This is a genomic window from Vibrio sp. OPT41, assembly GCF_015163595.1.
Lineage (GTDB): Bacteria > Pseudomonadota > Gammaproteobacteria > Enterobacterales > Vibrionaceae > Vibrio > Vibrio alginolyticus.
Genome location: NZ_JADDYH010000010.1, coordinates 143,518 through 169,882, shown reverse-complemented (window position 1 = coordinate 169,882; position 26,365 = coordinate 143,518). Strand labels below are relative to the sequence as shown.

Below are 26,365 nucleotides of genomic sequence, written 5' to 3'. Positions count from 1 at the left end.
CGGCTGGGCCGTTCGGGTAAACGCGCGCTAATAAAGGAACCACATCCGACAGATCGCTGATGTCTTGCCAGGTGAGCAAGATGCCAGCAGCACGCGCCACGGCGATCATATGAATGGTGTGATTGGTGCTGCCGCCAGATGCAAGTAGAGCGATGATGCCGTTGACCAAGCTCTTTTCTGTGACCACCTCGGCCAGCGGACGGAAGTGTGCAGAACCCGCCGTCATTGAGGCGATTTTCAGAGCCGCGTGATTGGTTAACGCTTTACGCAGTTGGGTATGGGGATGAATGAATGCCGAACCTGGCAGCATCAAGCCCATGGCTTCGAACACCAACTGGTTGGTATTGGCGGTGCCGTAAAATGTACACGTACCCGCAGAGTGGTAAGCGCGACACTCCATATCCAGCAGAGCGTCTTTGCCGACTTCTCCCGCTGCGTATTTTTGGCGCACGTCGACTTTCTCTTCGTTGCTGATGCCTGTTGCCATCAGACCCGCTGGCACAAACGCCGTTGGTAGGTGTGCGTAAGACAGCGCGCCCATCAGTTGCCCCGGTGCGATTTTGTCACAGATGCCAAGCAGTAATGTGGCATCAAAGACATTGTGACTCAAAGACAACGCCGTTGATTGCGCAATTAAGTCACGCGAAAACAGCGACATATCCATGCCTGCTTGACCTTGAGTCACCCCATCGCACATCGCTGGCACACAACCTGCGACTTGCGCCGTATGGCCGTAGTCCGCCAGCACTTTTTTGATTTGTGCTGGGTAGTCTTGGTACGGCTGGTGGGCGCTCAACATGTCGTTGTAGGCGCTGATCAGCGCGACATTGGCATGAGTAAAATCGAGAATATTTTTCTTTTCAGAAGAGCAAGAAGCGGCGACTGCATGGGCTAAGTTACCACAAGATAAACCAACACGGCCTTTGCCAGCTTCGGCTTGCACTTCGGTGCGAGCAAGAAAGGCAGCGCGCGCTTCACGGCTGCGCTCGGTCAAGCGTTGTGTGACCTCAAGAACAACAGAGTGAGTCATTACGCCACCTCGATCGCTTGCATTTTGATTAGCTCAGCGGCAGAGCGTTCCAACACGTCGCTGATGTCTCCGTCGATACTGACGATCAGAGTTTGAGGCTCGTTGTCTGGGCGCTCTAGTGTCTCGAATTGGCTCTTCACCATGTTTTCTTTCATGAAGTGGCCTTTGCGCATACGCATGCGATTAAGGATCAACTCCCTATCGCCATCAAGGAACAGGAAGGTCACGTTGTTGTTGCCTTCGCGGATCTGATCGCGGTAAATCTTTTTCAGTGCTGAACAGACAATAATGCCGTGTTCGTTTTTGCTTTCTAGGCTGTACGCCGCATCACGAATGCGTTCTAGCCATGGCTTGCGATCATCATCGTTCAGAGGTTGGCCCGAAGCCATTTTCTGAATGTTCGCTCGTGGATGAAGATCATCACCATCAATGAATTTACGCCCTAGCTTTTTCGCTAGATGCTCACCAATTGTGCTTTTACCACTAGCACAAACGCCCATAACGATGACACTACTACCAGCCATAACTTATCCTCATAACCAAATTTGCGCGTGATCTCAATTTTTGAATTCACTTTAAAATATGGGTTTATCTTATTCATGTTATCGGTAACATGTTACCGGTAACTGAAATAAATGTGAACCATAACACAAACAATAATTCTTAAAGGTGAACCTATGGAGCAATTAACCCAAGCCCCAGATCCTACGTTCCTACTGACGATTGCAGGCCTTGCCATTGCAGCGTTACTCGTTCTGATCATTAAACTGAAAGTCCATGCTTTTGCTTCCCTTACTATGGTGAGTTTAGGTACGGCAATCGCCACTGGCGTTCCTTCAGAGAAAGTCGTATCGACCATGATGGGCGGCTTCGGCGGCACGCTGGCTTCCGTGGCATTGCTGGTTGGTCTCGGTGCGATGATCGGTAAAATTCTTGAAGTGACTGGCGGTGCGAAAGTGCTGGCAGACACTTTGATTGGTCGCTTTGGTAAAGAGCGCGCACCATTTGCTTTGGGCGTCGCTTCATTACTGTTTGGCTTCCCAATCTTCTTCGATGCTGGCCTTGTAGTGATGATGCCAATCATCCTAAGTGTGGCGGCTCGTTTTGGTGGCTCACCAATTAAATACGCGTTGCCTGCAGCTGGTGCTTTTGCGGTTATGCACGCGTTTGTTCCACCACACCCAGGTCCGGTTGCAGCGGCAGAATTCCTTGGCGCAAACATCGGTCTGCTATTGGTGGTGGGTATTTTGGTTGCTATTCCAACTTGGTACCTTGGCGCTTACCTATTTGGTTTGTACGCGGGCAAAAAATTCGATATCCCACTATCTAAAGCCTTCTTTAATGGCGAAGCGATGGTGGATGAGCGCAACGCACCAAAATTTGGCACGGTTATGACCATCCTTGTGCTGCCAGTCCTGCTAATCTGTTTGGATACGGTATTGAACACACTGGCGGTTGCGGGTGTGATTGATGGCAAAACGGCACTGGTTGAGTTCCTACGTATGCTAGGTAAAACCCCAGTTGCGTTGCTGATCACTTTGATTGTCTGTCTGGCTGTGTTTGCCAAAGACTACGGCATGGCAAAACTAGAAAAATTATGTGGTGAGTCATTGGCTCCTATCTGTGGTGTTATCCTAGTCACGGGTGCAGGTGGCATGTTTGGCGGCGTACTGCGTTCAAGTGGTATCGGTGATGCACTGGCTGACGTTCTTACAGACACAGGTATGCCTGTGATTGTGGCGGCGTTTGTGATTTCAACCTGTCTGCGTGTTGCTCAAGGCTCGGCAACCGTAGCGCTAACCACTACGGCGGCTCTTATCGCGCCAGTTGTGGCTGCATCAACAGGTTTGAGTGAACTAGACCTTTGCTTTATCGTAATCGCGATTGCGGGTGGCGCAACGGTACTGTCTCACTTCAATGACTCTGGTTTCTGGTTGGTATCTCGTCTCCTTGAGATGGATGAGAAAACCACGTTAAAAACTTGGACGGTAATGGAAACGTTACTTGGCGGTATCGCGTTTATTATCGTCGCAACATTAAGCTTTATTCTTTAGAGGTTCCCCATGACAACACTTGAACAACGATTAAGAGAAATCAAAATCGTCCCAGTTATCGCAATCAACGACGTAGCACACGCTCTGCCACTGGCAAAAGTGTTGGTAGAAAACGGTTTACCATGTGCGGAAGTGACATTCCGCACCGAAGCGGCGGCGGAGTCGATTCGCATCATGCGTGAAGCGTACCCAGAACTGTTGATTGGCGCGGGCACCGTTCTGACCACAGAACAAGTGGATATCGCGATCGAAGCGGGCGTGGACTTTATCGTTAGCCCAGGCTTCAACCCAACCACAGTGAAATACTGTCAGCAACGTGGTGTGACTATCGTACCGGGTGTAAACAACCCAAGCTTGGTTGAGCAAGCGATGGAAATGGGTCTGCGTATGTTGAAGTTCTTCCCTGCTGAGCCATCAGGCGGCGTAAACATGCTGAAAGCACTCACGGCGGTTTACCCAGTGGAATTCATGCCAACAGGTGGCGTGAGCCCATCCAACGTGGAAGATTACCTAGCGCTGAAATCGGTTGTAGCTTGTGGCGGTACGTGGATGGTGCCAACCGCAATGATGGACAACGGCGATTGGGAAGGCATTGCTGAATTGGTTCGCGCAGTTAAGTAAAACGCACAAACGGCTCCGAAATACCCCCGAACGTTAGAAAAAGTGATACGAAAAAGGGTCATCAAGTTACTTGATGACCCTTTTGCTTTTTGGAATGAAACAGCTTTAGAAGTGATGCTTAATAAAGCGCTTAATAAAGCGAATGAAATCTGCTTCGGCTAGCTTCGCGCACTTCAATGTTTGGGCGTGAGACAATTCTACATCTCCCAAGCCTTCTGCCATGTTGGTGATCGCACACACTGCCAATACGGGTAAGCCGCAATGCGCCGCAGAAATCACTTCTGGCACGACCGACATGCCCACCACATCACCACCGATGATTTGCATCATGCGGATTTCGGCTGCGGTCTCAAAGTTGGGGCCTGTGTAAGAGACAAACACACCTTCATTCAGGTGAATGCCATTGGCTTTTCCGACTTCAAACGCTTCTGCGCGCAGGTCTTTGTCGTACGCATTGGCGAGGCTGAAGAACCTCGGGCCGTACTCTTCATCATTCGGACCGATCATTGGCGATTCAGGCATGGTATTGATGTGATCATGAAATACCACCAGAGAGCCGACATCAATACGCTCAGGGCGAAGTGAGCCTGCCGCGTTGGTGACGAGCAGAAACTCACAGCCCAGCTTTTTAAAGGTGCGTACGGGCGTGGTCATGACCTTCATTGAGCCGTGTTCGTAGTAGTGACCGCGACCTTTCATGCACACGACGTCTACGCCGCCCATGGTGCCAAGTACCAACTCACCAGAGTGGCCTTGCACGGTGCTAACCGGAAAGCCTTCGAGCTCTTCGTATGGAATGACCACTTTGTCTTGTAGCTCGTCTGCCAATACGCCTAAGCCAGAGCCTAAAATAAACGCCGCTTTAGGTTGGAAGTTTGGTTTGCGTTCGTGAATGGTTTGTAGCGCGCCGATTACTGGATCGTGATTCATGTTAGTCACCTTCTGGTTGTGTGTTGATTCCATTGTGTGACTTTCTGCGCTGGTTATCTTTGCTTTATTCGCTACTATCATCCTTAAAAAGAGGATGATGAAATTCGCTAGGACTCAATGCATGAAGTCAGAACCATTTGAGCGCGTGACGCTGAAGATGCTGCGTTACTTTTACGAGGTCGCACAAACCAAGCATTTCACTAAGGCCGCCGAGAACCTTAATATCACCAATTCGCCGTTGAGCAATCGCATCAAAGAGTTGGAAGAGGTGCTTAACGTCAAACTGTTTGAGCGTGATTCAAGAAACGTCATGCTAACGGAGGCCGGGCGATTGTTGGAGTCCAAATGCCAACTGATTTTTCAGACCTTAGATGTCTCGCTCAATCAAGTGCAGCAAGTGGGTTTGAACCAGAGAAACATCTTGCGAGTTGGTGTGGTAAGTAGCGCATTTTGGGGCGGATTTGATCGTCTGTTACAGCGCTTCCATGCTGAGCATGACACTTATCACGCCGACATTTTTGACCTTAACCCAGAGACGCAAAAGAAGCACCTGAGCGAGAAGAAAATCGATGTGGGCATTGTGCGTTTTGCCGATGCACTCAACATTTATCCGTATCAGTCGGTGTCTTTGGGCAAAGATGTGTTTGTGGTGGCGGTGTCGGAGCAACATGAGTTAGCCAGCAAATCTTTGCTGCGACTCCAAGATTTAAAGACGTGTGAGTTTGCGTTTATGAGTTTGGCGAATTCTGCCTCGGCAAACTTCATCATTAATGCCTGTCTGCAAGAAGGCTTTTCACCCCATATTGGCAAACAAGTGGTGGAGCCAAGCACCTTGATGGCGTATGTGGCAAACAGCAATACCGTGACGTTGGTGCCGTCGACGTTTTCTCAGCATCATTGGCATGGGATTCGTTTTATCAAGCTGAAAGAGTCACTGCGTGCAGACTTGTGTCTGATTCATGACGGTAAGCAGGAGAGTGCTATCAAAGCCGAGTTTATTCGCACGTTATTGGAGAACGCGAGTTAAGCATGGGCTAACAAAAAAAGGTCACCCTAAGGTGACCTTTTCAAATGATTCGCTGAAATCAGCAATGCGATTAGCGCGTAATTAACGCATCGTTTCCGATTACCCTTTATATCTAACTCTGGAATTTTTCTGGAAATCCTTTGGTAACGGCCTCTAAGAGATATTTTCCAGAAATCACAAAAACTAGGTTAAATTTTAAGAAAATTTAAGTCTGGAAAATCGATTTTCCAGACTTGATTTCGTTAAAAACTTGGGCCTATCGATCTCGGCGGAGGAGGAATTATAGAATTGATATCAGTTTCGTGTATTTGGAAAGTGTCCGCGTTGACGAAGCCACAATGAACCGGAAAGCGTTTATAGTGTGATGTGTTTTTGCTCCACCTTAACGCTGAGTACCCTCCCATAATACGATGTCCTACCCACCGTTCATCTATAAGCTTGTAGCCACTGGGTTTGTTTAAGAGCAAAAGACTTCCCATAAATTGAAGCCATTGATCATTTGTTAAAAGACGATTGCCATAACCATGAAATGACCGACCGCTCTCGTACAGGTTGAAGCCCATGTTCCAATATCTACACAGCTCTTTTATGGCCTCTGACGCAGAAGGTGTAGAACCTTTTGAACCAAAGTCTATCATTGGAATGTGGTAACACTCGTTGTTCAAGATTACTTTTGAATGTACAGCTAACTCAGTTTCTGGTTCTAGAGACATCAACATCTCAAGAAGTGAACTCTCATTCACTTGAGCAACCGGCACTAAAAATGTTGATCTGTAATCATTGAAAGATTGAGGAACGTACTGGTACCTACTCATCTCTAGTTGAGCATTGCTATTTATCCAAGAAGCCAATACCTTCGCCACCCAAGCTACAGGGTGGCGGCTTAGCTTCATACCGTGGAAATTGTTACCTGTATGATTATTTAACATTTATCCCCTTTAACATATGGAAAAACTCCATTGAAAATTGGTCTGTCATTCCTGATACAAAATCAATAATCAGGTGGGCTCGTAAGTTCCATTCTTTCACTTTATCAAACTGAGTTAAATGCTCAACTAAAGCATCGTTAAGAGTAGTGTTCTCACCAAGCTCTTTCACAAAATTTGGTAACGAATTCTTCAGAATAGCCGCTTTATATGCATTTAGATGTTTTTCTGGTAGTCGATTAAAGAGCCTTCTATGGATGTGAAGGTCATTCTCTTTAATTAAATCGAAGTCATTTATAATTAATGACATAAACTGCTCTTTGGGAAGCTCTAGTAGCTTTTGGTAGTCAGAAATAATTCCAGAAATTATAGAGTACCCAGATAGCTCCATGCACTCAGCCTCTGAAGATGTAAACAAATAGTCACCAGTATAAACCTTTAGTATCTTTAAAAGGTCATACTCTAAGGTACCTTTAGATATGATTTCTTTGTGCACATTCATCTTGATGAAATCGTTATATTTATCAACAAAACTTTGGGCAACACTATCTACCAAAAAGTTTGACAGCTTCGTTTTGAAGCTTAAAAACTGTCCAACGGGAGCTTGCTTAACGGAATTTAGAATGTTGCTCAAATCTGAGCATATCTGAGGGTTGCCGTGCTTTGGGCTGACCTTTTCTAGTCCTTGGATGACATTGGCTTTGAAATGGTCTACGGAAATAATCCCTTTTTCTATCCCGTCTTCAATATCACTAATACAGTATGAGATATCATCTGAAGCCTCCATTAAAAAGCCTAGGGGGTGTCTTGTATTAGGTGCCATACCAAGAGTAGACCAAGCACTTTCTATTACATCAATTTCAGTATCGAAATATCCCACTTTTTTAGTGAAAGGCTTATCTTTATGCTCGTTAATCGTTGCAGGGCTGTATGTATACTTTAAGAAAGCTGCAAGTTGAACGTAAGTTAGGTTTAAACCATAAAAACCATCATCACCTTGAAGTTTAGTGATGATTCTAAATCCCTGTGGGTTTCCATCAAAAAACTTAAAATCATCGAGGGCTCGCAGATACTCATTAGATGTCGTACCCAACGAAGCAGATAACGTGTTAATCGCTTCTTGAGAGTTCGCCCATTTAGATATAGCTGCTTCACCAAAGTGTCCAAATGGAGGGTTACCAATGTCGTGCATTAAACATGCTGTTTCTACAATGTTTGATAGGGCTATACCATTGTCTTTCCAATAATCTTTCTGATCTTGGCTAATGTCGCTAGCATCTTTAATCTTCTCAGAGATACTGGCAACGATATAACGTCCTATATGAGAGACCTCAAGAGAGTGAGTTAAGCGTGAACGTACCGCGGAGTTACTTTCTAATGAGAAAACTTGTGCTTTTTGTTGCAACCTTCGAAATGAGGCTGAGTACATTAGTCGCGCACGATCACTTTGAGTTCCAGCTAGGAGGGTTACATGATCAGCTGTGGATTCACGATGTCTTTCAGTATTTACAATATTTTTCACGCTTATTCTCTTAGGTATTTATTTCTGATGTGGGTTATCAGATCTTCTTTTTGTTGTTTCGTTAGTTGAGCTATGTAAGTTGATAGCTCAGCAGAATCGTCATCTTCACAGAAAAAATAGCTCAAAGGGACGCCTAACTCATCCGCAATCAATTTCAGCGTTTGAACATCGGGTGTATGTTTCCCCTTTTCGTACTGATTCATCCTTGGGCTTGCCGAGCTTTCATCCATACCTATTTTTACTCCCAAGGCTTTCTGAGAGAGTTTTGCTTTTTTACGCGCTTCTTTGAGGCGCAGTGGAATTGGGTTTTGGAATGACACTTATGGTTCATATCTTAAAGCTCAGCGGTAACTAAGATTTTCTTAGTTTTACTGATTTCTGTATACTAAGCAATCCTTAGTTTTGGTGGTGTTAGCAATAGATGAAGCGTTCTATGAAGCTCAGTACAGAGATGTATAACTTGTTGGTTGAAAGAACAATAGATGGTTTTTCAGTAATTGAATTAAGGGATGAGTTTATTGTTCTAAAAGGCTCTCCTGTTGATCCTGATGAAGCGCGCAAAAAGGTTTATCGACAAATCTTACGGTTTATAAAGAAAGGCTGGCTTAGAAGTGAAGGGAGCGGTCGTCAAAAAAGATACTTTCAGACAGACACCTTTAAATCTCTTAATGTGGAGCCAAAATCAGGAAATGTAGATATTGATATTTATTCGAGCCGTGACTACTCGGTGTTAGTGAGTGAGTGCAATCAATGTAAAGGAGAACTAGAGATTGTTTTGGGTGAGATTGATGAATACCAGTCTCTCAAAGCGCGATTTCCTGAACTGGAACCGAAATTAATCACGCTTCTTGAAGAAGCAAAAGAACGTTCAGCGTACCTACTGGGAAGAGTAAATGGCTTAACAAATGTTCTAAAGGTTCTCTATGACGGAAAACAAGCATGCTGAGAGCTTGGCAGAGAGAGTGTTCTGAACGGGCATTAAGAAAATTTACAGATAACCATCGTCACTTCTTTTGCCAAGCCACACCAGGAGCTGGTAAAACTGTGCTTGCAGCCACGATAGCTTCAAGATTGTTGCAAGATGATATGGTCGATCTTGTGTTGTGTTTTTCTCCATCTTTAACCGTTTCGGATAGTATAAAAAGAACCTTTTCGAACACTCTTAATTGCACTTTTAATGGTGGGTTAGGTTCAATTGGGCAGTCACTAACCTATCAATCAATTCAATTTCTTAATGATGAATTTTGGCAAACTCTCAGTAACCGAAGAGTGTTCGTAGTCTTTGATGAGATTCATCATTGTTCTGGTTCGGATGTAGAAAATGCAAATGTTTGGGGGCAACAAGTACTTACAAAGATTCAGGGACTTGCTACCTACACACTCGCTATGTCAGGAACCCCATGACGGTCGGATGCTTTGCCTATCGTGTTAGGTGAGTACAGTGACCCTGAGGGGCAGCTTCAGGTCGACTATCAATATACGTTGAAGCAAGCTATTGCTGATAATGTTTGTAGATCTCCAAAGTTGGTCTTAGTAGACAATGAACATTTGTCGGTAATTAGTGATGAAAAGGTTGAATCATTTTCCTCAATACTAGAGATGCTCAAACAGACTAAAACCTCGTATCAAAGTGTCATTCACAATCAAGAAGCGATGGAATACTTACTTGGTCTGGGGTGTAAAAAGCTTGCAGAGCTACGTTCTCAATCTCCAAATGCTGGAGGGTTGGTGGTTGCGTCATCAGTTCAGCATGCACAAAAAATTAAAAAAATACTCTCTCAAAAATACGCCCAATCAGCCTCAATTGTTACTTACCGCCACGAAGAACCATTAGCTGAAATTGAACGCTATCGTCAGAGTCATACACAGTGGATTGTAAGTGTTGGAATGATCAGCGAAGGCACAGATATTCCTCGCCTTCAAGTTTGTTGTCACATTAGTTCAGTCAAGACAGAACTGTACTTTAGGCAAGTACTTGGGCGTATTCTTAGAGTTAATGGCTCAATAAACCAGCAAGCGTGGCTCTTCACTTTCGCAGAACAAAACCTTATAGAATTTTTGGAGCGGATAGAGCAAGACATTCCTGAATCATGTATGTTCGCAAAAGCATCGAGCACATTAAAATTTGAGTTGGAAGATCAATGTACTTCCTTGAATGAAAAAGACCTTTTAGAAAGCCGTAGTGAGGACTTAACATTGATGTGGAGTAGCGTAGGCAGTACCACACCTCATTCAAATGGTCCTATTGCCATACTTGATGAGCTTCAATTAGGGGTTTTTAAGCATCGCATAATTTCCGCTTTTCTGATTGCACCCTAGTCAAAAAATGATCTTTTGTACTCTGGTTCAGCTTCAACTTCCGCTACAATGCATTAGCCATACCATATGTAACTGCTTTGGTATTTTCTGCTAGGTGTGCAATACATGTATTCAAATGTGAGAATTGATTGATGAAGTCAGAGATACAGCTATTACTGCATAATAATCCGGGATTAAAAGGGAGAGAGATCGCTAAGCGATTAAACCTTAAAAAAAAATCGGTCAATTCATTTCTACATCACGATGACAGTGGACTATTTACGTGTTCAGATGATAGGTGGTACTTATCAGACAAAGAGACGGTCGTAGAAATTGCCAAAACGGGTTGGCTAAGAATATCTGATTTTGAAAATATCCTTATGGAGCAGGAAGATTTGTGGTCAAGTTCCGTTGACCGCATAAGATTAAAGTTCTGCGATTGTTCGATTTTACTTGGTGCGATCTCGAGAATATTGTGTCTTGTTAATCAGTTAGCACATGAAGGAAAAGACATAACTTTGGACTTTTCAGAGTGCGAAGGTTCTTTCACTTATTTATGTCGTGTTGGACTATTCGACGAGTTAGACGGCTCTATTAATGTTGTTCCAGAAGTGCAAGACAGCTCCTGCCATTATGGAAAAAACAACAAAGTTATGGAGTTTGTCTCTATTCCTTATCAGACCGAACATACTGATTTACCGTCTAAATTGAAGCAGTCTTTTATTGCTTTAGCGGGTGAAGAGCATGCCAATACGGCGTTTGGTTTTATTGCTGAGTTTATAAACAACATCATAGAGCATTCTGAATCCCCAATTCCTGGAGTTGCCGCACTCCAAGTGTATGAAAAAGGTGGTATTGGTAAAAACGTACAAACAGTTTTCTCGGATAGCGGGAAAGGTATTGTTGGGACGTTGAGGCCAGTGCTTAAGTCGCGTTATTCAGACTTGTTTGAGAGATTCCCTGAAGACAACTCAGAAAGCAATGCCATGTTGTTAAAGGAAGTTTTTGAGAGTGGAGGTATTAGCGGTGCTAAAGACCCCAATTACAAAAGTCGTGGGTTAGGTATGAAAGTTAGCGCCAAAAACGCAGCTAAGTTTGATGCTACGATTTGTATCAGACAAGAGTGTTTTGAGATAACGATTAAGTATCGAGGCGGAAAAGTTAATGAGTTCTACTTTCATGAGAATCTCACAAAAATATTAGGAACTCACATTTGTTTTGATTTTTATCTACATTAATGTGCTATATTCTCATTAAATAAAAAACATGAACCAGACTTATGCTTCTTAAACTTAAAGATTTTACGCAAGACGCGCACCCAAATGGAAACGTTAAAGGTAAGGCTGTTTACGCTTCTTTGTTACAATTTGTTGAGTCCCATCAAGAAAAGAACACTTTTGGTATATCGTTGCAAGGAATTATTGCTACGGATGCATCTTTTCCAAGAGAGAGTGTTATGTCACTGGCAAAACATTATTCTGGAGAGAAGTTTTTCTATTTAACGGATTTTATTGATGAAGACTTATTAGACAACTGGACATATGGGGCTATAGCAAAAGAGCAGCCAATGACTGTATGGCAGGGGAATGAACCTTCATTTATCGGGCCAGCTATGTCAAAGTCTATTAAAGAGCTTGCGGATTATTTGTGTGCCAACAAGAAAGCCACAACGAGCGAAATCTCAAAGAGCTTGGATATTAGCACTCAAAATGCAAGTACTCGTCTTAAGAACCTCTTTAAGTTGGGCTACGTTAAGCGAGTTGAGGAAGTGGCTGAGAGCGGTGGAAAAGAGTTCGTCTATGAGCTGATTGGTCTTTCTGATTAAAAATCTTGATTTAACCAGAGTTTGATCGTAACATCTCTTCAGCCTGAAGAGGTGTTTTTTAACCCTCTGGTTAAAAAAAAATGATGAACCAGAAGTGCAAAAATAAGGCCTTGCTTTTTGAGTGGCTATAGATCGAAATGTAACCAAAGATCAAGTGATTTTTATTTTTCTTGGTTATATATCAGCTAGTTATGAGGTTGAAGTTTTTGGAGTGCTTGTAGCTAAAAAGGTTATAGGTTAGCAGCTACTAACAGGTGATGGCGTTAAAGTGAGTTATCCACAGTTGGTGTGTTGTATGCAACTTGAAATACCTGCTTATCGGCACTATCTTGTGATCCGTAGTATGAATGACACAACATATAGTGTTTGTCTGTGGAGTAAAAACTAACAGGTATTAGATAAAGAAAACCCCCAACGATTGTCAGGGGCTTACTTAAAGACAATCATCACCCACTAGGAAGGATGTTCATCTAAACGTCGAACCCTTAGCTTAGCATCCATCCTGGTGAACATGAAATAGTTATCACCAATTTTTGGAGGCTTAGTTATGCCTAAAAACACCAAACAGACTTCAAGTGATGTTGCTTCACTTGCTTCCCACACCCTAAAGAACCCAAATGCTTCATCGATCGCAAAAGCGTTTGCTGGTTCGGCTTTATCACAAACTTCAACCCCTAGACAGACTAGCTCTGAAATGGAAAGCAGAGCGTCCAAGGCGTTACAGAGCACTAAGTACAGTGAAGAAACGAAAACGCTCGCCGCTTCTGTTTTAGCTCAATCCAATAAAGCTCGATAGGAGGATGCATATGTCTCGTAAGCACTTACTGGCGGACATTTCTGCCACCCTTAAAAGCATTGGGTTGACTCAAAACTCTACGAAACAACCTTTTACGTTTCAGAGTAACGTTCGTTACTCAAGTACGCTACTACCCGAAAAAAATGATTACGCTCACTTCATCGTCTATACGCCACAAGGAAGTTTGCAGATTGCTGCTAAGTATCAGGAGACAAGCGGGACAGCGATTGAGAAGCTCGCCTATACAGCTATGGATGCCGCCAACTCTGAGCATCAGGAGTACTTGGTTGTTTGTGGTGGGCAAGAACTACTTAAACATAACCGAGCGGTAACGTTTCTCAACTCAAGAAAGGATATGGCTCCAAAACTTCATGCACTAAAGGTAAGTGAGCTTTCAGAACGTTTGCGTGGCTATTTTGATGCGGCGTAACCAGCAGTTTTCTAGGGGTAAGATATGACTCAAAAAAAGTAAGGAATGCAAAGGCAAGAAGCATGGGCGGTGAAGCGGACATTCGAAAAGCTGACCAAGCGGAGCTACGAGCCTCTTCAATGCCCACGTTGTAACGGCTCTGGGTATGAACCATGACCAGCTTTGTGTGTATAAATACTCAAAACCAGAGTTGTGGTAAATCCGTTACCACAACTTACCCTAACTGTACTGATGTGATGGATTGAAAATGGAGGCAGCATGCCAAATCCACCTGAGAATGAACATGTTAAAAACCAAGTCCGAATTCTTAGTTTGAATGGCGGCGGAGCAAGAGGCTTATTTACTATCAGCTTGTTGGCTGAAATTGAGCGAGTAGTCGAAGAAACACAAGGTATTAATGGTTTTAAAATTGGAGATTATTTTGACCTGATTACAGGTACTTCTATTGGTGGAATTCTGGCTTTGGGTTTGGCTTATGGAAAGAGCGCAAAAGAGCTGGAAGAGGTGTTTAGAAAACAAGCAGGACATATCTTTCCTGAGCAGAAATACCCACGATTTTTCTCAGGTTTACGCAGAAAGTATCGACTGGCCAGACGTCCGCTTTATGACAGTAAGCCATTAGCTACAACGATAGCCAGTATGGTCGGTGAAGACAGCACTTTTAATGATCTGAAGTGTAGAGTTCTCATTCCTACAGTTAATCTTTCTACAGGTAAACCTCAGTTCTTCAAAACTCCCCACAACCCGGAATTTAACAGGGATGGTCGCCTCAAGTTAATTGATGCAGCTTTGGCTACTTCAGCTGCACCCACATATTTTGCTCCTCACTATTGTGAAGATTTGGATGCCTATTTTGCTGATGGAGGCTTGGTTGCAAATAATCCGAGTTTTATTGGCTTACATGAAGTTTTTCGCGATATGACGACAGACTTTCCTGAGACAAAGGTTAGTGATGTCAGGATACTCAACGTAGGTACTCTGGGGGCGGAGTATAGTCTCAGCCCTTCTAGTTTGTCTGGTAAAAGCGGCTATCTAGGGTTATGGGGTATGGGAGAAAGGTTGGTCCTCAGTACCATGACGGCGAATCAGCAACTTCACAGAGCTATGTTGTCAAGAGAGTTAGCGACACATGACGCCATAGGCAATCTCGTGTATCTGGATGACACAGTACCCCATGAAGCTGCAAGTGACATTACTTTGGATAACGCTTCTGAAAGCTCGCTCAGCAATTTAGCTAGCCGTGGTAGGCAATTAGCTACTGAAGAGTTCACTAAAAACAAAGCATTGGCAGATTTTTTCAAAGTACCTGCCCGCAAATTTAAATAAATCTTAGAGGAGAGTGAAAATGGCTTGGAACTTTCACCAGTACTATACAAACCGAAATGATGGCTTGATGGGTAAGCTAGTTCTTACAGACGAAGAGAAGAACAACCTTAAGGCGCTGCGCAAGATTATCCGGTTAAGAACACGAGATGTATTTGAAGAAGCTAAGGGCATTGCCAAGGCTGTGAAACAAAGTGTTCTTACGTTTGAAATTATTCAGGAAAAGGTCTCAAAGACTAAAATCAAGTACCTGTCTGAAAACGATCAACGAGAGGTAGCTAAGCTTATTCACGAGATGGATGAAGATACTCGTGATGAGTTTTTGGGACTGACACCGCGCTTCTGGACTCAGGGAAGCTTCCAGTATGACACTCTGAATCGTCCGTTTCAGCCAGGTCAAGAAATGGATATTGATGATGGCACCTACATGCCAATGCCTATCTTTGAGTCAGAGCCCAAGATTGGCCATACCTTACTAGTTCTCCTTGTAGACGCCTCACTAAAATCACTTGTAGCGGAAAATAGTGGTTGGAAGTTTGAAGCTAAGCAGACATGTGGACGGATTAAAATCGAGGGAGAGAAAACGCATATAGATGTACCTATGTATGCTATCCCTAAAGATGAATTTATGAAAAAGCAAGTTGCTTTAAAAGCAAACAGGTCATTGCTCGAAAATGTTGGCTGTGAATCATATTTCTATGATTCGGATGATACTGACTCTTATGAGGTCGATTCTGAGAATGTGAACCTCGCTCTTCGCGAAGGTGAGCGAAAATGGGTTAATAGTGATCCAAAAATAGTTGAAGATTGGTTTAACGATAGCTGTGTACGAATTGGAAAACACCTCCGTAAGGTCTGTCGGTTTATGAAAGCATGGCGGGATGCACAATGGGATGTTGGTGGTCCATCTTCGATAAGTCTCATGGCGGCAACGGTAAACATACTTGATAGAGTTTCTCATGATTCCAGTGATCTGGGAGAGACTATGAAGATAGTTGCTAAGAATCTTCCTGATGAGTTTGCTCGAGGGGTAGAGAGTCCTGACGATACCGATGAAAAGCCATTGTTCCCACCCTCTTCTAAGCATGGCCGCCGTGAGATGGATATTATGAGTAAATTAGAGCGCTTGCCTAGTATTCTGTCATCTGCTGAATTGGCTGATTCTAAGTCCGAGGCCTTGAAAAAGATCAATATGGCATTTGGGAGCCGTGTTACCAATAGCGATCTTATTGTTTTAGCAAAGGCACTTCCTGCATTTGCTCAAGAGCCTAGTTCAGCCTCAAAACCAGAGAAAATTAACAGTACAATGGTAAGTGGTTGAAAGTGAAGCAGGAATTACATCATACATTACTGGGATGCGGATTTCGTTATACGCCAGCTAAACAAATGCCTAAAGGCATTCTGTTGGATACAAAAAGCCGGCGCAAAGGCTACTACGTAAAAGAGTACTCGACTAAAGGTGGGGTATTTGTAATTGCTTTGGTTCTGTGGAATGACCCGCACATACAGCTACCCTTTGCGTATATTCTGCAGCAACCCGAACAGTATAAAGGTCGACTACTGCCTCATATCAATTTCGGGTTTTACCTATGCTATGTTGCCCAAATGGAGGCTGATTGGAACTCCAATGATCTAAAGTCAACTTATCAAGATGTGGATGAGCAAATACAGCTTACCTTGGATAACTCTGTAGCATCTGTAGAGAGTGGAACATCAAATGATGTTGAACTTGAAGGAGAGTTCAGTGCTTATTGGCAGTCAGAAGAAGATCTCTACTTGTTAGCTAAGCCATCGAGAAAAGTTCAATTAAAGGCTCACCTCGTAGAAGCTGAACTAAGTAGTGGATCTATCCGCAGAGAGTACGTAGCTGCCTGCTCTGAGCAAAGTGAAGAGTTAGTAAAATGGTTGAACCAAAGAAAGTTCGATGAAAGCTCCCTGCAAGAAGTGTCAATTACAACGCATTGTATATCAGTAAAGCCGAACCGTTTGGCTGGTGTAAACTGGCCTCCATCCTGCCTTCGTGAGGTTTTGAGTTGGTTGAAGCTTGTTGATTGCTCTGCGCATGCTCAGACGGTTACTCTCTTGATGTCCAAGAAGACAAAACGTCACATATTGTTGTTTGATGTGGAAGGGCAAGATGAGTTGGCCGTTTACTTGGAGCTGAATTTGGGTGTTCTCGGCAAACGGTACTTTGGTAAGAATGTCACTAGAAAGCGGAACATAAACAATGAAGCGACATTATTAGGTGGCAAGCTTGTTAGTGCCAACTTTAAGCGGTTAGGTGTGACCAGAGCTGATCGAGACACTCTACTAAGTCGTAATCAACCACGACCAGACGTTGGAAATTTAAGTCATAAGCGTATTGCTCTTATTGGATGCGGGACTATAGGTGGATATTTGGCAGAACTGCTGCTGCGTAGTGGCGCTGGCTGCGGAGAAAATCACTTCCACCTTTATGATAATGATTCTTTCAAACCACACAATTTTGCTCGGCATTCTCTGACAGCTCATAACTTTGGTCTAGCTAAATCTATAGCTTTAGCCAATAGCCTGAAGGAAGCCGTCCATATTGCGCAGAATATCAAAGGGATTGACAGACAGTTCCCTATCCAAGCTGATGTCCTATTGAAATATGACATCGTTATTGATGCAACAGGTCGCCCACCCGTTTCCAAGCGTCTTGCGGCAGTGGTTAGGACTCTAAGCGCAGATGTTAGGCCAGTGATTATTCATGCATTTAATGATGGTAATGGGCGGGCTTCAAAGGTTTTGGTTGACGATGGTAGCTGTTGTTATGGTTGTATGATAGCTGATCCCGCAGTTTATCGAAATAAAGTAGATCTTCGTTTTGAGGGCATTGATCAGGAAAAAGAGAAGCACATAAGTTGTGGAAGTACATATACACCATACGATGCTGCAGTAAGCCACATAACGGCAGCTTTAGCTCAGGAGGCAGTATTGAATACGCTAGAACATACTCTTCCATGGAATTATAGTGAGCATATGCTAGATGGCTCTCGTTCGAAAAAGCCGAGAACTCTAAAGCACTTCTCAGGATGTAATATTTGTGATGAGTGATGTCGAACTTGTTTTCAAAGATGAGAGTGATTGTCTTGTTGTCATTATGGGACATGTAGTAACGCGATTGCTGTCTTATCGTCAGCTCCATCATCTTACTCCTGAGTCTGCAGGTGTCCTTATAGGAGAGCGTAGAGGGCAACATTTGGTTGTTTGCGATATATCTGACCCCGGGCCTGGCGATATTCGTCAGAGGTGCCGCGTAGACCGTCGAGGAGCTCATCATCAGTCACGAGTCAATGAGGCTTTTGAAATCACTGGTGGTGCTCATCAGTACCTTGGGGAATGGCATACACACCCGGAAGATAGGCCATGCCCCTCCTATACCGATCTAGGTTCTTGGAATCGAAGCATAAACACCGAAATACCAATGCTTGTTCTTATTGTTGGGCGTAGAGGCTATTGGCTTGGCAAAAAAGAAAAGGGAACGATCACTCGCTTGGAGCTGCTTTAGTCGTGAATCGGTTAATCGTCAGGCTTTTCTAGTTGATGTACTTTACCTATAGACTCTAGTTCTGCAATTTTGTACTGATATTGCTGAATTATTAAGGCGAGTTGGTTATGCTGGCTCGCCATGTTAGCAAGCTGAGTTTTTAGCTCAGTAACCTCGGACCGATATTTTTCTTTTAGTCTCTTTTCTTTTTTTAACTGTTCACGAAGATATGAGATCTTTTCGTCATACAAAGAACTGTTTTGATTGTTGCCTTGTTTCTTTAAAGAGTCATTTTTAATTTTTTTAACAATATCAGGATAATAATAAACAGACCCGCTACCTAGTCCGGCTTCTTCTTCAACTGCTTTTACAGAGAGCTTCTGTGTAGAAGGTATGACCTTGGGTTTTCCTTGCAGTATACGTTTTAGTGCTTCCTCTATCTTAGCTCTTGTTACATTAGACTTACCCACGCTCTGCCCCCTTGAGGTCAAATTTTTTAAAAGGAATCTTAAAGTAGTACATCACTCTCTCGGTGGCTCGAATCTGGGTTATATAGTGGCTTTCAATGGAGGAGGTTAATCGGTTAATTGAATCTAGGTAAATGACTTGTTCCGATGCCCACTTGTGGCGGTGTATCCAGTTTTGGGCTTTATCCTCGTCAATGAGTTGGTTTTCACATTTAAAACAACTGGCTGGGGAAGCCACTTTATCCATACGACATTCGTAACCGGCAAGGCAATATGAGTGGAGCGTTCCAACTAAATCAATTACTCCCTTTTCAACAAGTTCTTGAATTTGTTCTCTTGTTTTTAGGTCTGAAGGGATAGAACCTCGTTCTTTCATTATTTCTAAACCTCTTTTCCCGTATAGCTTTTCGCTTGAATTAAACCAGCGATACACGTTATCTATGATCACCTCATTGGCGACAGATTTTATAAGCTCTTTAAGCTCGGTATCTTTTTCTATTCCCCTTAACTCTGCGGCCGCACTACCTTCCCCGTACCAATCAGTCGTTGGAATATCGAGGTGTTTGAACTGGTCTTTAACTGCAGTTAGAGAGCAAAGGTTATGTCGCCGTACGAATACCGCATAAGTTCGGCGAAATTGGTGGGTTGTGACACGCCAAACTTTACCTAGTTGAATATTTTTGTCGGCGTGTAGAGGATTTCTATTCGGGTTGATTAGCTTAAACTCATCAAGAACTTGCTGGTTAACAATTGCACCTGCCTCTTGAGCTATCAAGTCGAAGTGATACCTTAAGTGCCCCTCATACATTAACTTTGGCTCTTCACTTTTTCTTGATTGAGTTATCCAAAGACAGCTAGCTTCATGATTTTTCATTGGATTAGGGCTTGAAAATAATTCGACTCGCATGTGTCGTGTTAAGGCCTCTGCTAACTCAATAGCTTTGCCTGTAACAGGAGATGTAACCCACTCGGTCAATTGCCCTCTTCCTTGAGTCATTTTGTGGTGATAAGACTGAAGTGTGTAAATTGTTTTGCCATTGAATATTCGAGTTTTGAAGCTATCTGAGTGGAGCCCATACAATTCATTTCTTCGCATTCCCGTGAATGCTGCGCATAGAATGTAACAAGCAGTCAATATTTTGTTAAACCAACCCTGCATGCGCGATGCTGTGGGGAGATAGTATTTTTCGAGAGGTGAACCAACTAAAAATGATTCAATAATGTTCTTGTACGGTACGGGTTTGGATTTATTAACTTCAATACGATAATCAGGAGAATCGTAGCTTAGCCATTTCCATGTACCAGAGTCTATTTTTTTATCGACGAGCTTTTTCCCCATCGTATAATTGAGTCTCATCTCAGTAGCTAGTTCGCTTAGAATCTCTTTGTTGGGATGTAATTCTTCAATAAAATCAATGCACCAAAAGTATATCTTTTCCATAACTGATGTCGGCATGGCGTAGAATTGGTCTGACCTACTTTTTGAGGGACAGCAGTATTCTGACGCGAGTTCTCCTGGTCCTTGATCTGTAGGAAGTTCGAGTGAGAAAGGTAAATATCTGAATGATTTTTGCACTTTCCCGAGAGCTGCGAATATGTGCTGTGCGCTTATAAAGCTATACTTCAAGGCTTGAATATGATTGCAAAACTCATAAAAAAGTACGGGGTGAGATAGGTTTGATATGCTGTCTAACTTCAATCTGTCTAAGTACTTGTAGATTTGTGTCAACTTACTATGAAGTGCTATAAGAGAAGTTGGCTTCAGCGGTGACGAGCGACCTTGTCCGGCGGAAGTGTATATCCAAATGAAGCAGATTAGCTTGAACTCATTCGCTAAAGGTTGTGATGAGATGTCAGAAAACGTTATCTTGTATTTGTTGGTGACTTTTCTATCAACATAAGCGGTTAGATCCCACTCTTCATCACCAAAGAAACTGACGGTGGCACCAGAAAAGTTTTTAGTGACTGGTATTTTGTAAAGAGACGGAAAGTCACTTTTATTATATAGGTCAAGTATATGCAGGTATCCGTTTTGATTTTCTTTTAGGACGGTGCTACTCGGAAGCTCTAGTAATATTCTCATTTTGGATTCCTAAAAGAGGTCGTTAATTCCTTCAGGCCATAAACAATATCGACCTTCTTTTCTAAGTTTATTTTGGGCTTTTCGCCGCACTGCTGGATCGACTTTAAAAATAGCCATTTCAATTTTGTCTATTAAGTCTCTAAAGTTTCTTTCGAATTGCTGTCGATTCGTGTGATTTGCGAGAGAGTCGTTAACAGCCTCTTTAAAACTCATCAAACACCAAATATCTTCCACTTCTTCGAGAATCACTTGGTTGGGGCAGCTAAAGCATTTCAGAATATCTGAGCAAGCTAGGTGCTCGACATCTAGATCTTTAGGACTGAAGTTCATTTTTCTTCTGTAATTGCCAGCTTGGGTATCGAAAGGGTTCTTGCAACCAGAACCTATGATTGTCGTTTGTGGTTTCTTTTTAAAAGATGAGTATTTTTCTAGGAACTCGTCATATGGAAGTACTTCAACATCCAGTTGTTGTTTCGCATAATTTTTTGACTCAGTTAAATCAGAGCAGCGAGCAACGGCTTCTAGTGTATGGGCAGCAGCCTGTAACTGTTTCCTGTTTTCTATGGGACTACCGGTTGTATAGTGACGACTTACTGTTTGGGGAGTGTTACCCAATAGACTAGCCACCCCAACCGCATCTCCCGTTAAATCTAAGTAACGAGCACTACCTGAAGCTCTAAACCTTTTAGCCATTGGCCTCAGTGGTTTTCCGTAATCATCTGTGGGGTTGAAATACTCAAGCAACCAATTGGTTATGTCACGAAGATTTGAAGGTTCAAGGGAGGTAGCTTTTCCTCTGCTGACTTTAAAAAACAGATGATCGCTATTGGGGGCGACTAGGTTACTAAGTTCGAGAAGCTTCTCGATAAATCTCAATGCATGTTTCGGGACATTTTGATTATTGTTTTCACCAATCGAGATGGTCACGTACTTATTAGCTCTGGCTTTTAGTACGCTTTGTGAATACACGATGTTCTTGCTCAGATCCGATTTCTTAAACTTCTTCATTTTCAGAATGGTAGTGCTATTTCCCCATGTGTAGTACGACATTAAGAAGTACCCTAGTGTAAAGCACTTAGTTATAGCCCCAGCGACTTGGCAATTGCGTCCTTTAAGTTGGATAGACGCAAATTTATCTCTTGGTTGGGCGTTTAGGTAGAGAGGAAAATCGGATGTAATTTGTTTAAAAAGCTGATTAAACAGTGGTTGGATAAGCCTCAGAAGAGTTTTTAGTTCTGTGTCTGAATAAGCTTCTGTTGGATTTGATTCTCGGCGGAATAGACCATGAGGAGAAAACCATTTCTCGACAGGGTAGCCTAAGAGCCTTAATAGGCAGCGGATAGCACTGTTATGCTTTTGTGCTGTATTGACTGGCATGCTTCCTAGCCTAACTTTTTCAATGAGATGCTGCTCCCAAGCATTCGCAGCCTCCTCAGATTCGGGGTTGAGCATCCGGCTGTCAGTAAAACTTACATATCGAGTTAAATCATGGAAATAACCAAACTTCGTCTGGTCAGAATATTCTTGGCTTCTTCCTAAGATATCTACCCACTTGTGAACCAACTTGTCGCGATTTGCGAATTTTGCCTTATCAATTTGTTTTTTTTGGGGAACTCCAAGGTAGCGAAATCGATTGAAATCAAATGACTGATATTTAGATATACCGATTTTGAGGCTTACTACCAATTCAGGATGGTGTGATATTTCATTCATATACTGCTTCCTCTAGTATCTGGTCTAAGAAACTAGTGGCATTCTGAACGCTCTTTTCTCTCTCAAGGTAGTCTACGTATTTCCATATAGTGCTTTCGCTGTTGTGTCCCATCCATGCCATCATTTGGAGTACAGCATTCTTTTGTAGCCCATGCTCAAGCAATGATGATAGTCGGTAGGTACAATAGGTTGCTCTGAGGTCATGAGTCCTGTGCTTAAAAGACATGGAATATTTTACTTCTATGCTTTCTTTCAGCCGTCGGAAGGATTGCTGTACGTTATTTGCATTGAATGGAGTGCCATTTTTTGTAACGAGCAGAAATGAGCTTTCTTTACCTTTTAATCGCTTTTTCCTCCTAATAGATGTTGAGTAAGAGTGGAGTAAAACTGCTAACTTTGCAGGGATTTCTACTTTTCGCTCTTTACTATATTTCGTAGTAACGCCGTTCGCAGGTCCTATCAAAACTTCAGAGTATAAGCCTGTGCTGAGTTCATTAAGGGCAAGAGATTGGGGAAAAGTACAGGCTTCATTAATTCTTAGCCCAGAGTGGATTTGCAATAATTGATGTAACACAAACTCAATGCCAAAATTGGTTAACTCAAGGGCGTATAATCGAATTTCTTCCTTACTTAATGGATTCAATGACTGAATGTTGGCGCGTTTTGGAACTTTAATACGCAGGTCTGTACTTGTAACAAGAAATTGAGGATTTAGGTGTCTCATCATCCCCTGGTTCTGCACTTTAACCAGCTCATACTCAAATGGTTTAGCGTGTTCAGTTACATGCAGGAGTTGATGGGTAATACACCATTCATAAAATTTGATGACATGAAGCATGTACAAGGATGCGGTAGAAAACTGCATTTCACCATTTCGGGCGCTGCTGAGTAAATCATCATTTCTAAAGCGGTAAGTTGGACGTAGGTACTTTGTCGCTGGGAAATCATCCCATCTTAATTGTTTCATTTCCAAAAACTGCCAGTACCTTTTGATTGCTCGAACGGCAGAGTTTAAGTCTTTGGACTTCCTTAGATTTACTAGATAGTTCATCCATAGGTTAACAGGCATCAAGTATTGATGATTGGAGTCATAAAAGGTAGGAAAGCCCTTTAGTGAAATGGGATGAGTGTCAGTTGATGCTTGCGGGTATATTCTGGGAACATTTATTGATGATGATTCAATTACGTAAACCATAAAAATACCCTCAAAAAAAACAAGTCTTTAATGAGGGTAGTTCAGTTTTCCAGACTATGAAAATCTAAAGTTTAGTTTTCCATAAAAAGATCTACATAGTAACGAACTCTTCAGAGCCCGTTGGGTGGATAGCCACAACAGAGTCGAAGTCTGCTTTGGTTGCGCCCATCTTCATTGCTACGCCGAAGCCTTGGATCATTTCATCTACCGTGAAACCGATGCCGTGTAGGCCAACAACCGTTTCTTCTTCGCCCGCACATACAAGCTTCATCTTACATGGTTGACGGTGCTTAGTAACAGCGGTGTACATCGCAGTAAAGCCAGATGTGTAGACTTTGATGTTGTCTTTGCCGTACTTCTCTTCTGCTTCTTGCGTTGTTAGACCGATAGTGCCGATTGGTGGGTGGCTAAATACCACAGTTGGTACTAAATCGTAGTCCATCTTCGCGTTTGGTTTGTTGTTGAACAAACGCTCAGAAAGTTGACGACCCGCTTTCACTGCTACTGGTGTTAGTTCGATACCGCCTTCCATGATGTCACCCACACAGTAGATGCCTTTCACGTTAGTTTCTTGGTATTCGTCTACCTTGATGTAGCCTTTTTCGTTCGTTGCCACGCCGGTTGACGCTAGGTTGATTGCGTCTGTCGCTGGGTGACGACCGATTGCCCAAATCAGTTGGTCAACGTTTTGGCTTTCACCGTTTTCTAGGTGCAGAGTTAGGCTGCCATCGGCTTCTTTTACCACTTCTTTTGGTACAGAGTGGGTGTGCAGTTTTGGACCTTCTGCGTCCATCACTTCAACCAACGTATCGATGATCATTGGATCGAAGCTACGCAGTGGTGACTCTTTACGTACGAACAGGTGCGTTTCTGTACCTAGCGCGTGCAGTACGCCAGCAATTTCAACTGCGATGTAGCCAGCACCCACAACCGCAACGCGTTTTGGTTGCTCTGCTAGGTCGAAGAAGCCGTTTGAATCGATGCCGTATTCAGCGCCTGGAATGTTTGGAATAGTAGGACGACCACCAACCGCGATCAGGATGTGATCTGCTGTGTAGTGTTCACCGTTTACTTCGACAGTTTTTTCGTCAACAAACTTAGCAAAGCCTTTAATCACGTTTACTTTATTGTTGCCAAGAACGCGATCGTAAGATTGGTGAATACGACCAATGTACGCCTGACGGCTCTCAACCAGTTTGCTCCAGTCGAAACCTTTCACGTCGACATCAAAACCGTAATCTTCTGCGTACAGGTTCATTGCTTCTGCGATTTGCGCGCCATGCCACATCACTTTTTTCGGTACACAACCTACGTTGACACAGGTACCGCCAAGGTCTTGAGCTTCGATTAGCGCAACTTTCGCGCCGTACATCGCCGCACGGTTTGCAGATGCGATGCCGCCACTGCCGCCACCGATACAGATATAGTCAAAATGAGTCGCCATTACTTTCTCCAAGAGCTTATAAATTTTATCTGGTACATAGATAGATTGGGATGACCTTGTCCGAACTCAATGCCACCGTTATCCCACTATCATAAATCGAATTCGACTAATTCCTAAATGGGAAAAAGCGACAATACTTATGACAAATAGCGATGAGAGGCACAAAAAGAAGAATAAGCACGACTGGAGGGAGAAGGTGAGAGCATAAAAAAGCGCAACGAGAATATCGTTGCGCTTGAAGATATCGGTACTGAAGTGCTTACTCTGGCACAATCCAGTCCACTTTCCAGTGGCCAGTTGCTGGTGCGATCGCGTCTTGCAGGAATGGCAGAATCTCTTTCATCTGGCTTTCCAGTTTCCATGGCGGGTTAATCACAATCATGCCGGATGCCGTCATGCCGCGCTCGTTGGTATCGGGTGCAACACCTAACTCGATTTGCAGAATTTTACGAATACCGAGTGCTTCCAAACCTTCGATCATATCTTCGATGTCGTGACGGTTTACCACTGGGTACCAAATCGCGTAGATACCGGTTGCCCAACGTTTATGGCTCTGATGAATCGCTCGCACCACATCGCGGTACTCTTTCGCGAGTTCGTATGGTGGGTCAATCAGCACCAAACCACGACGTTCTTGTGGCGGTAAGCTTGCTTTGAGGCGTTGGAACCCGTCCTCTTTGAAGATGCTCACTTGGCGATCACGATGGAATTCTTGCTCTAACAATGGGTGATCGGCCGGGTGCAACTCGGTCAGCACCATGCGATCTTGTGGGCGGATTTGCGCGCGCGCTACACGTGGTGAGCCTGGGTAGTAACGCAGCTTCTCGCCGTTGTTGAGCACTTTAATGGCATCGATGTAGCTTTTGATGTCTTCAGGAATGCTTGGGTTATCCCAAATACGTGCGATGCCTTGTTTGTATTCGCCCGTTTTTTCAGACCATTCGTGAGTCAGATCGTAACGGCCCACACCCGAGTGGGTATCGTGATAAACGAATGGCTTATCTTTTTGTTTCAGCGCATCAAGAATGAGGCTTTGAACGATGTGTTTGACCACGTCGGCATGGTTGCCAGCGTGGAAGCTGTGGCGGTAACTTAACAAATTAAACTCTCGAAACACTCTTTGGCTGAGTGTGGTCTGTGATTTTCACTCTATGGCGGTATTATACTCAA

The 26,365-nt window shown here is 43.4% G+C and carries 24 protein-coding genes and 1 pseudogene; 13 read left to right on the top strand and 12 right to left on the bottom strand.

Annotation, left to right across the window (positions count from 1 at the left end; genetic code table 11):
* Both IQP38_RS26150 and IQP38_RS02375 read right to left on the bottom strand, forming a co-directional pair.
* Positions 1-1,030: dihydroxy-acid dehydratase (locus IQP38_RS26150; RefSeq protein ID WP_228009955.1), on the bottom strand; the 1,030-nt coding region annotated here is incomplete at its 3' end.
* Positions 1,030-1,554 (bottom strand): gluconokinase, encoded by a 525-nt coding sequence (locus IQP38_RS02375; protein WP_193837272.1) that lies wholly within the window; start codon positions 1,552-1,554, stop codon positions 1,030-1,032. The genes IQP38_RS26150 and IQP38_RS02375, both read right to left, overlap by 1 nt.
* Before the next feature lie 153 nt (positions 1,555-1,707).
* On the opposite strand from IQP38_RS02375, the gene IQP38_RS02370 reads away from it, so the two are divergent.
* Both IQP38_RS02370 and IQP38_RS02365 read left to right on the top strand, forming a co-directional pair.
* On the top strand, positions 1,708-3,084 hold the full coding sequence (locus tag IQP38_RS02370; RefSeq protein ID WP_012841240.1) for a GntP family permease: 1,377 nt from the start codon (positions 1,708-1,710) through the stop codon (positions 3,082-3,084).
* Positions 3,085-3,093: 9 nt separating this feature from the next.
* Positions 3,094-3,705, top strand: a complete 612-nt coding sequence (locus IQP38_RS02365) for a bifunctional 4-hydroxy-2-oxoglutarate aldolase/2-dehydro-3-deoxy-phosphogluconate aldolase (RefSeq protein WP_193837271.1) — start codon at positions 3,094-3,096, stop codon at positions 3,703-3,705.
* 105 nt (positions 3,706-3,810) lie between these two features.
* On the opposite strand, the gene xapA is transcribed toward IQP38_RS02365, so the two are convergent.
* On the bottom strand, positions 3,811-4,635 hold the full coding sequence (gene xapA / locus IQP38_RS02360; protein WP_171344464.1) for a xanthosine phosphorylase: 825 nt from the start codon (positions 4,633-4,635) through the stop codon (positions 3,811-3,813).
* Positions 4,636-4,756: 121 nt separating this feature from the next.
* Here xapA and IQP38_RS02355 point away from each other — a divergent pair, with 121 nt between their 5' ends.
* Complete coding sequence (locus IQP38_RS02355) at positions 4,757-5,662, top strand: LysR family transcriptional regulator (RefSeq protein WP_005379156.1); 906 nt, start codon at positions 4,757-4,759, stop codon at positions 5,660-5,662.
* A 242-nt stretch (positions 5,663-5,904) separates the two neighbouring features.
* On the opposite strand, the gene IQP38_RS02350 is transcribed toward IQP38_RS02355, so the two are convergent.
* From IQP38_RS02350 to IQP38_RS02340, 3 genes are read right to left on the bottom strand one after another with little or no spacing between them, the layout of a single operon-like run.
* Positions 5,905-6,591, bottom strand: coding sequence for a hypothetical protein (locus tag IQP38_RS02350; protein ID WP_193837270.1), 687 nt, complete (start codon positions 6,589-6,591; stop codon positions 5,905-5,907).
* Positions 6,581-8,110 carry a dGTPase gene (dgt, locus tag IQP38_RS02345; protein WP_193837269.1) on the bottom strand — a complete coding sequence of 510 codons (1,530 nt, stop codon included), beginning with the start codon at positions 8,108-8,110 and terminating at the stop codon, positions 6,581-6,583. Before dgt ends, IQP38_RS02350 begins: the two co-directional genes overlap by 11 nt.
* Before the next feature lie 2 nt (positions 8,111-8,112).
* On the bottom strand, positions 8,113-8,430 hold the full coding sequence (locus IQP38_RS02340) for a helix-turn-helix domain-containing protein (RefSeq protein ID WP_193837268.1): 318 nt from the start codon (positions 8,428-8,430) through the stop codon (positions 8,113-8,115).
* Positions 8,431-8,543: 113 nt separating this feature from the next.
* On the opposite strand from IQP38_RS02340, the gene IQP38_RS02335 reads away from it, so the two are divergent.
* The 10 genes and pseudogenes from IQP38_RS02335 (at position 8,544) to IQP38_RS02290 (ending at position 18,314) form a co-directional block, all read left to right on the top strand.
* Positions 8,544-9,056, top strand: a complete 513-nt coding sequence (locus IQP38_RS02335) for a hypothetical protein (protein WP_318123851.1) — start codon at positions 8,544-8,546, stop codon at positions 9,054-9,056.
* Positions 9,050-10,429 (top strand): annotated as a pseudogene (locus IQP38_RS02330) (DEAD/DEAH box helicase). The gene IQP38_RS02335 and the pseudogene IQP38_RS02330 overlap by 7 nt, the downstream one beginning before the upstream one ends.
* A gap of 131 nt (positions 10,430-10,560) precedes the next feature.
* Complete coding sequence (locus IQP38_RS02325) at positions 10,561-11,646, top strand: ATP-binding protein (protein ID WP_193837266.1); 1,086 nt, start codon at positions 10,561-10,563, stop codon at positions 11,644-11,646.
* A gap of 41 nt (positions 11,647-11,687) precedes the next feature.
* A complete protein-coding gene (locus IQP38_RS02320) occupies positions 11,688-12,233 on the top strand; it encodes a helix-turn-helix domain-containing protein (protein WP_193837265.1) in 546 nt (181 codons plus the stop codon).
* Positions 12,234-12,780: 547 nt separating this feature from the next.
* A complete protein-coding gene (locus IQP38_RS02315) occupies positions 12,781-13,029 on the top strand; it encodes a hypothetical protein (RefSeq protein ID WP_193837264.1) in 249 nt (82 codons plus the stop codon).
* Between the two features lie 10 nt (positions 13,030-13,039).
* Positions 13,040-13,459: a PD-(D/E)XK nuclease superfamily protein gene (locus IQP38_RS02310; protein WP_062850836.1), complete on the top strand. Its 420-nt coding sequence runs from the start codon at positions 13,040-13,042 to the stop codon at positions 13,457-13,459.
* A 258-nt stretch (positions 13,460-13,717) separates the two neighbouring features.
* Positions 13,718-14,785, top strand: coding sequence for a CBASS cGAMP-activated phospholipase (locus IQP38_RS02305; protein ID WP_193837263.1), 1,068 nt, complete (start codon positions 13,718-13,720; stop codon positions 14,783-14,785).
* Positions 14,786-14,798: 13 nt separating this feature from the next.
* Entirely contained in the window at positions 14,799-16,103 is a 1,305-nt protein-coding gene (locus IQP38_RS02300) for a CBASS cGAMP synthase (protein ID WP_153993869.1), read from the top strand.
* Positions 16,104-16,105: 2 nt separating this feature from the next.
* A complete protein-coding gene (locus IQP38_RS02295) occupies positions 16,106-17,860 on the top strand; it encodes an E2/UBC family protein (protein ID WP_193837262.1) in 1,755 nt (584 codons plus the stop codon).
* The gene (locus IQP38_RS02290; protein WP_062850839.1) at positions 17,853-18,314 is read left to right on the top strand and encodes a Mov34/MPN/PAD-1 family protein; all 462 of its coding nucleotides are present in this window, start codon (positions 17,853-17,855) and stop codon (positions 18,312-18,314) included. The genes IQP38_RS02295 and IQP38_RS02290 overlap by 8 nt, the downstream gene beginning before the upstream one ends.
* A gap of 11 nt (positions 18,315-18,325) precedes the next feature.
* On the opposite strand, the gene IQP38_RS02285 is transcribed toward IQP38_RS02290, so the two are convergent.
* From IQP38_RS02285 to IQP38_RS02260, 6 genes are all read right to left on the bottom strand, one after another.
* Positions 18,326-18,763: a hypothetical protein gene (locus tag IQP38_RS02285; RefSeq protein WP_062850840.1), complete on the bottom strand. Its 438-nt coding sequence runs from the start codon at positions 18,761-18,763 to the stop codon at positions 18,326-18,328.
* The gene (locus IQP38_RS02280) at positions 18,756-20,843 is read right to left on the bottom strand and encodes an integrase (RefSeq protein ID WP_193837261.1); all 2,088 of its coding nucleotides are present in this window, start codon (positions 20,841-20,843) and stop codon (positions 18,756-18,758) included. The genes IQP38_RS02285 and IQP38_RS02280 overlap by 8 nt, the downstream gene beginning before the upstream one ends.
* A gap of 9 nt (positions 20,844-20,852) precedes the next feature.
* Entirely contained in the window at positions 20,853-22,556 is a 1,704-nt protein-coding gene (locus IQP38_RS02275; protein ID WP_193837260.1) for a hypothetical protein, read from the bottom strand.
* On the bottom strand, positions 22,549-23,751 hold the full coding sequence (locus IQP38_RS02270) for a site-specific integrase (protein WP_193837259.1): 1,203 nt from the start codon (positions 23,749-23,751) through the stop codon (positions 22,549-22,551). Before IQP38_RS02270 ends, IQP38_RS02275 begins: the two co-directional genes overlap by 8 nt.
* Positions 23,752-23,842: 91 nt before the next feature.
* The gene (gorA, locus tag IQP38_RS02265; protein WP_025768282.1) at positions 23,843-25,195 is read right to left on the bottom strand and encodes a glutathione-disulfide reductase; all 1,353 of its coding nucleotides are present in this window, start codon (positions 25,193-25,195) and stop codon (positions 23,843-23,845) included.
* 259 nt (positions 25,196-25,454) lie between these two features.
* Complete coding sequence (locus tag IQP38_RS02260; protein WP_005379158.1) at positions 25,455-26,294, bottom strand: 23S rRNA (adenine(2030)-N(6))-methyltransferase RlmJ; 840 nt, start codon at positions 26,292-26,294, stop codon at positions 25,455-25,457.
* Positions 26,295-26,365: the final 71 nt, after the last annotated feature.

Bases quoted from the DNA above. Each gene is read 5' to 3' on its own strand.
- IQP38_RS02375 (WP_193837272.1), bottom strand. From the start codon at position 1,554: ATGGCTGGTAGTAGTGTCATCGTTATGGGCGTTTGTGCTAGTGGTAAA.
- IQP38_RS02370 (WP_012841240.1), top strand. From the start codon at position 1,708: ATGGAGCAATTAACCCAAGCCCCAGATCCTACGTTCCTACTGACGATT.
- IQP38_RS02365 (WP_193837271.1), top strand. From the start codon at position 3,094: ATGACAACACTTGAACAACGATTAAGAGAAATCAAAATCGTCCCAGTT.
- xapA (WP_171344464.1), bottom strand. From the start codon at position 4,635: ATGAATCACGATCCAGTAATCGGCGCGCTACAAACCATTCACGAACGC.
- IQP38_RS02355 (WP_005379156.1), top strand. From the start codon at position 4,757: ATGAAGTCAGAACCATTTGAGCGCGTGACGCTGAAGATGCTGCGTTAC.
- IQP38_RS02350 (WP_193837270.1), bottom strand. From the start codon at position 6,591: ATGTTAAATAATCATACAGGTAACAATTTCCACGGTATGAAGCTAAGC.
- IQP38_RS02335 (WP_318123851.1), top strand. From the start codon at position 8,544: ATGAAGCTCAGTACAGAGATGTATAACTTGTTGGTTGAAAGAACAATA.
- IQP38_RS02325 (WP_193837266.1), top strand. From the start codon at position 10,561: ATGAAGTCAGAGATACAGCTATTACTGCATAATAATCCGGGATTAAAA.
- IQP38_RS02320 (WP_193837265.1), top strand. From the start codon at position 11,688: ATGCTTCTTAAACTTAAAGATTTTACGCAAGACGCGCACCCAAATGGA.
- IQP38_RS02315 (WP_193837264.1), top strand. From the start codon at position 12,781: ATGCCTAAAAACACCAAACAGACTTCAAGTGATGTTGCTTCACTTGCT.
- IQP38_RS02310 (WP_062850836.1), top strand. From the start codon at position 13,040: ATGTCTCGTAAGCACTTACTGGCGGACATTTCTGCCACCCTTAAAAGC.
- IQP38_RS02305 (WP_193837263.1), top strand. From the start codon at position 13,718: ATGCCAAATCCACCTGAGAATGAACATGTTAAAAACCAAGTCCGAATT.
- IQP38_RS02290 (WP_062850839.1), top strand. From the start codon at position 17,853: ATGAGTGATGTCGAACTTGTTTTCAAAGATGAGAGTGATTGTCTTGTT.
- IQP38_RS02280 (WP_193837261.1), bottom strand. From the start codon at position 20,843: ATGAGAATATTACTAGAGCTTCCGAGTAGCACCGTCCTAAAAGAAAAT.
- IQP38_RS02275 (WP_193837260.1), bottom strand. From the start codon at position 22,556: ATGAATGAAATATCACACCATCCTGAATTGGTAGTAAGCCTCAAAATC.
- IQP38_RS02270 (WP_193837259.1), bottom strand. From the start codon at position 23,751: ATGGTTTACGTAATTGAATCATCATCAATAAATGTTCCCAGAATATAC.
- gorA (WP_025768282.1), bottom strand. From the start codon at position 25,195: ATGGCGACTCATTTTGACTATATCTGTATCGGTGGCGGCAGTGGCGGC.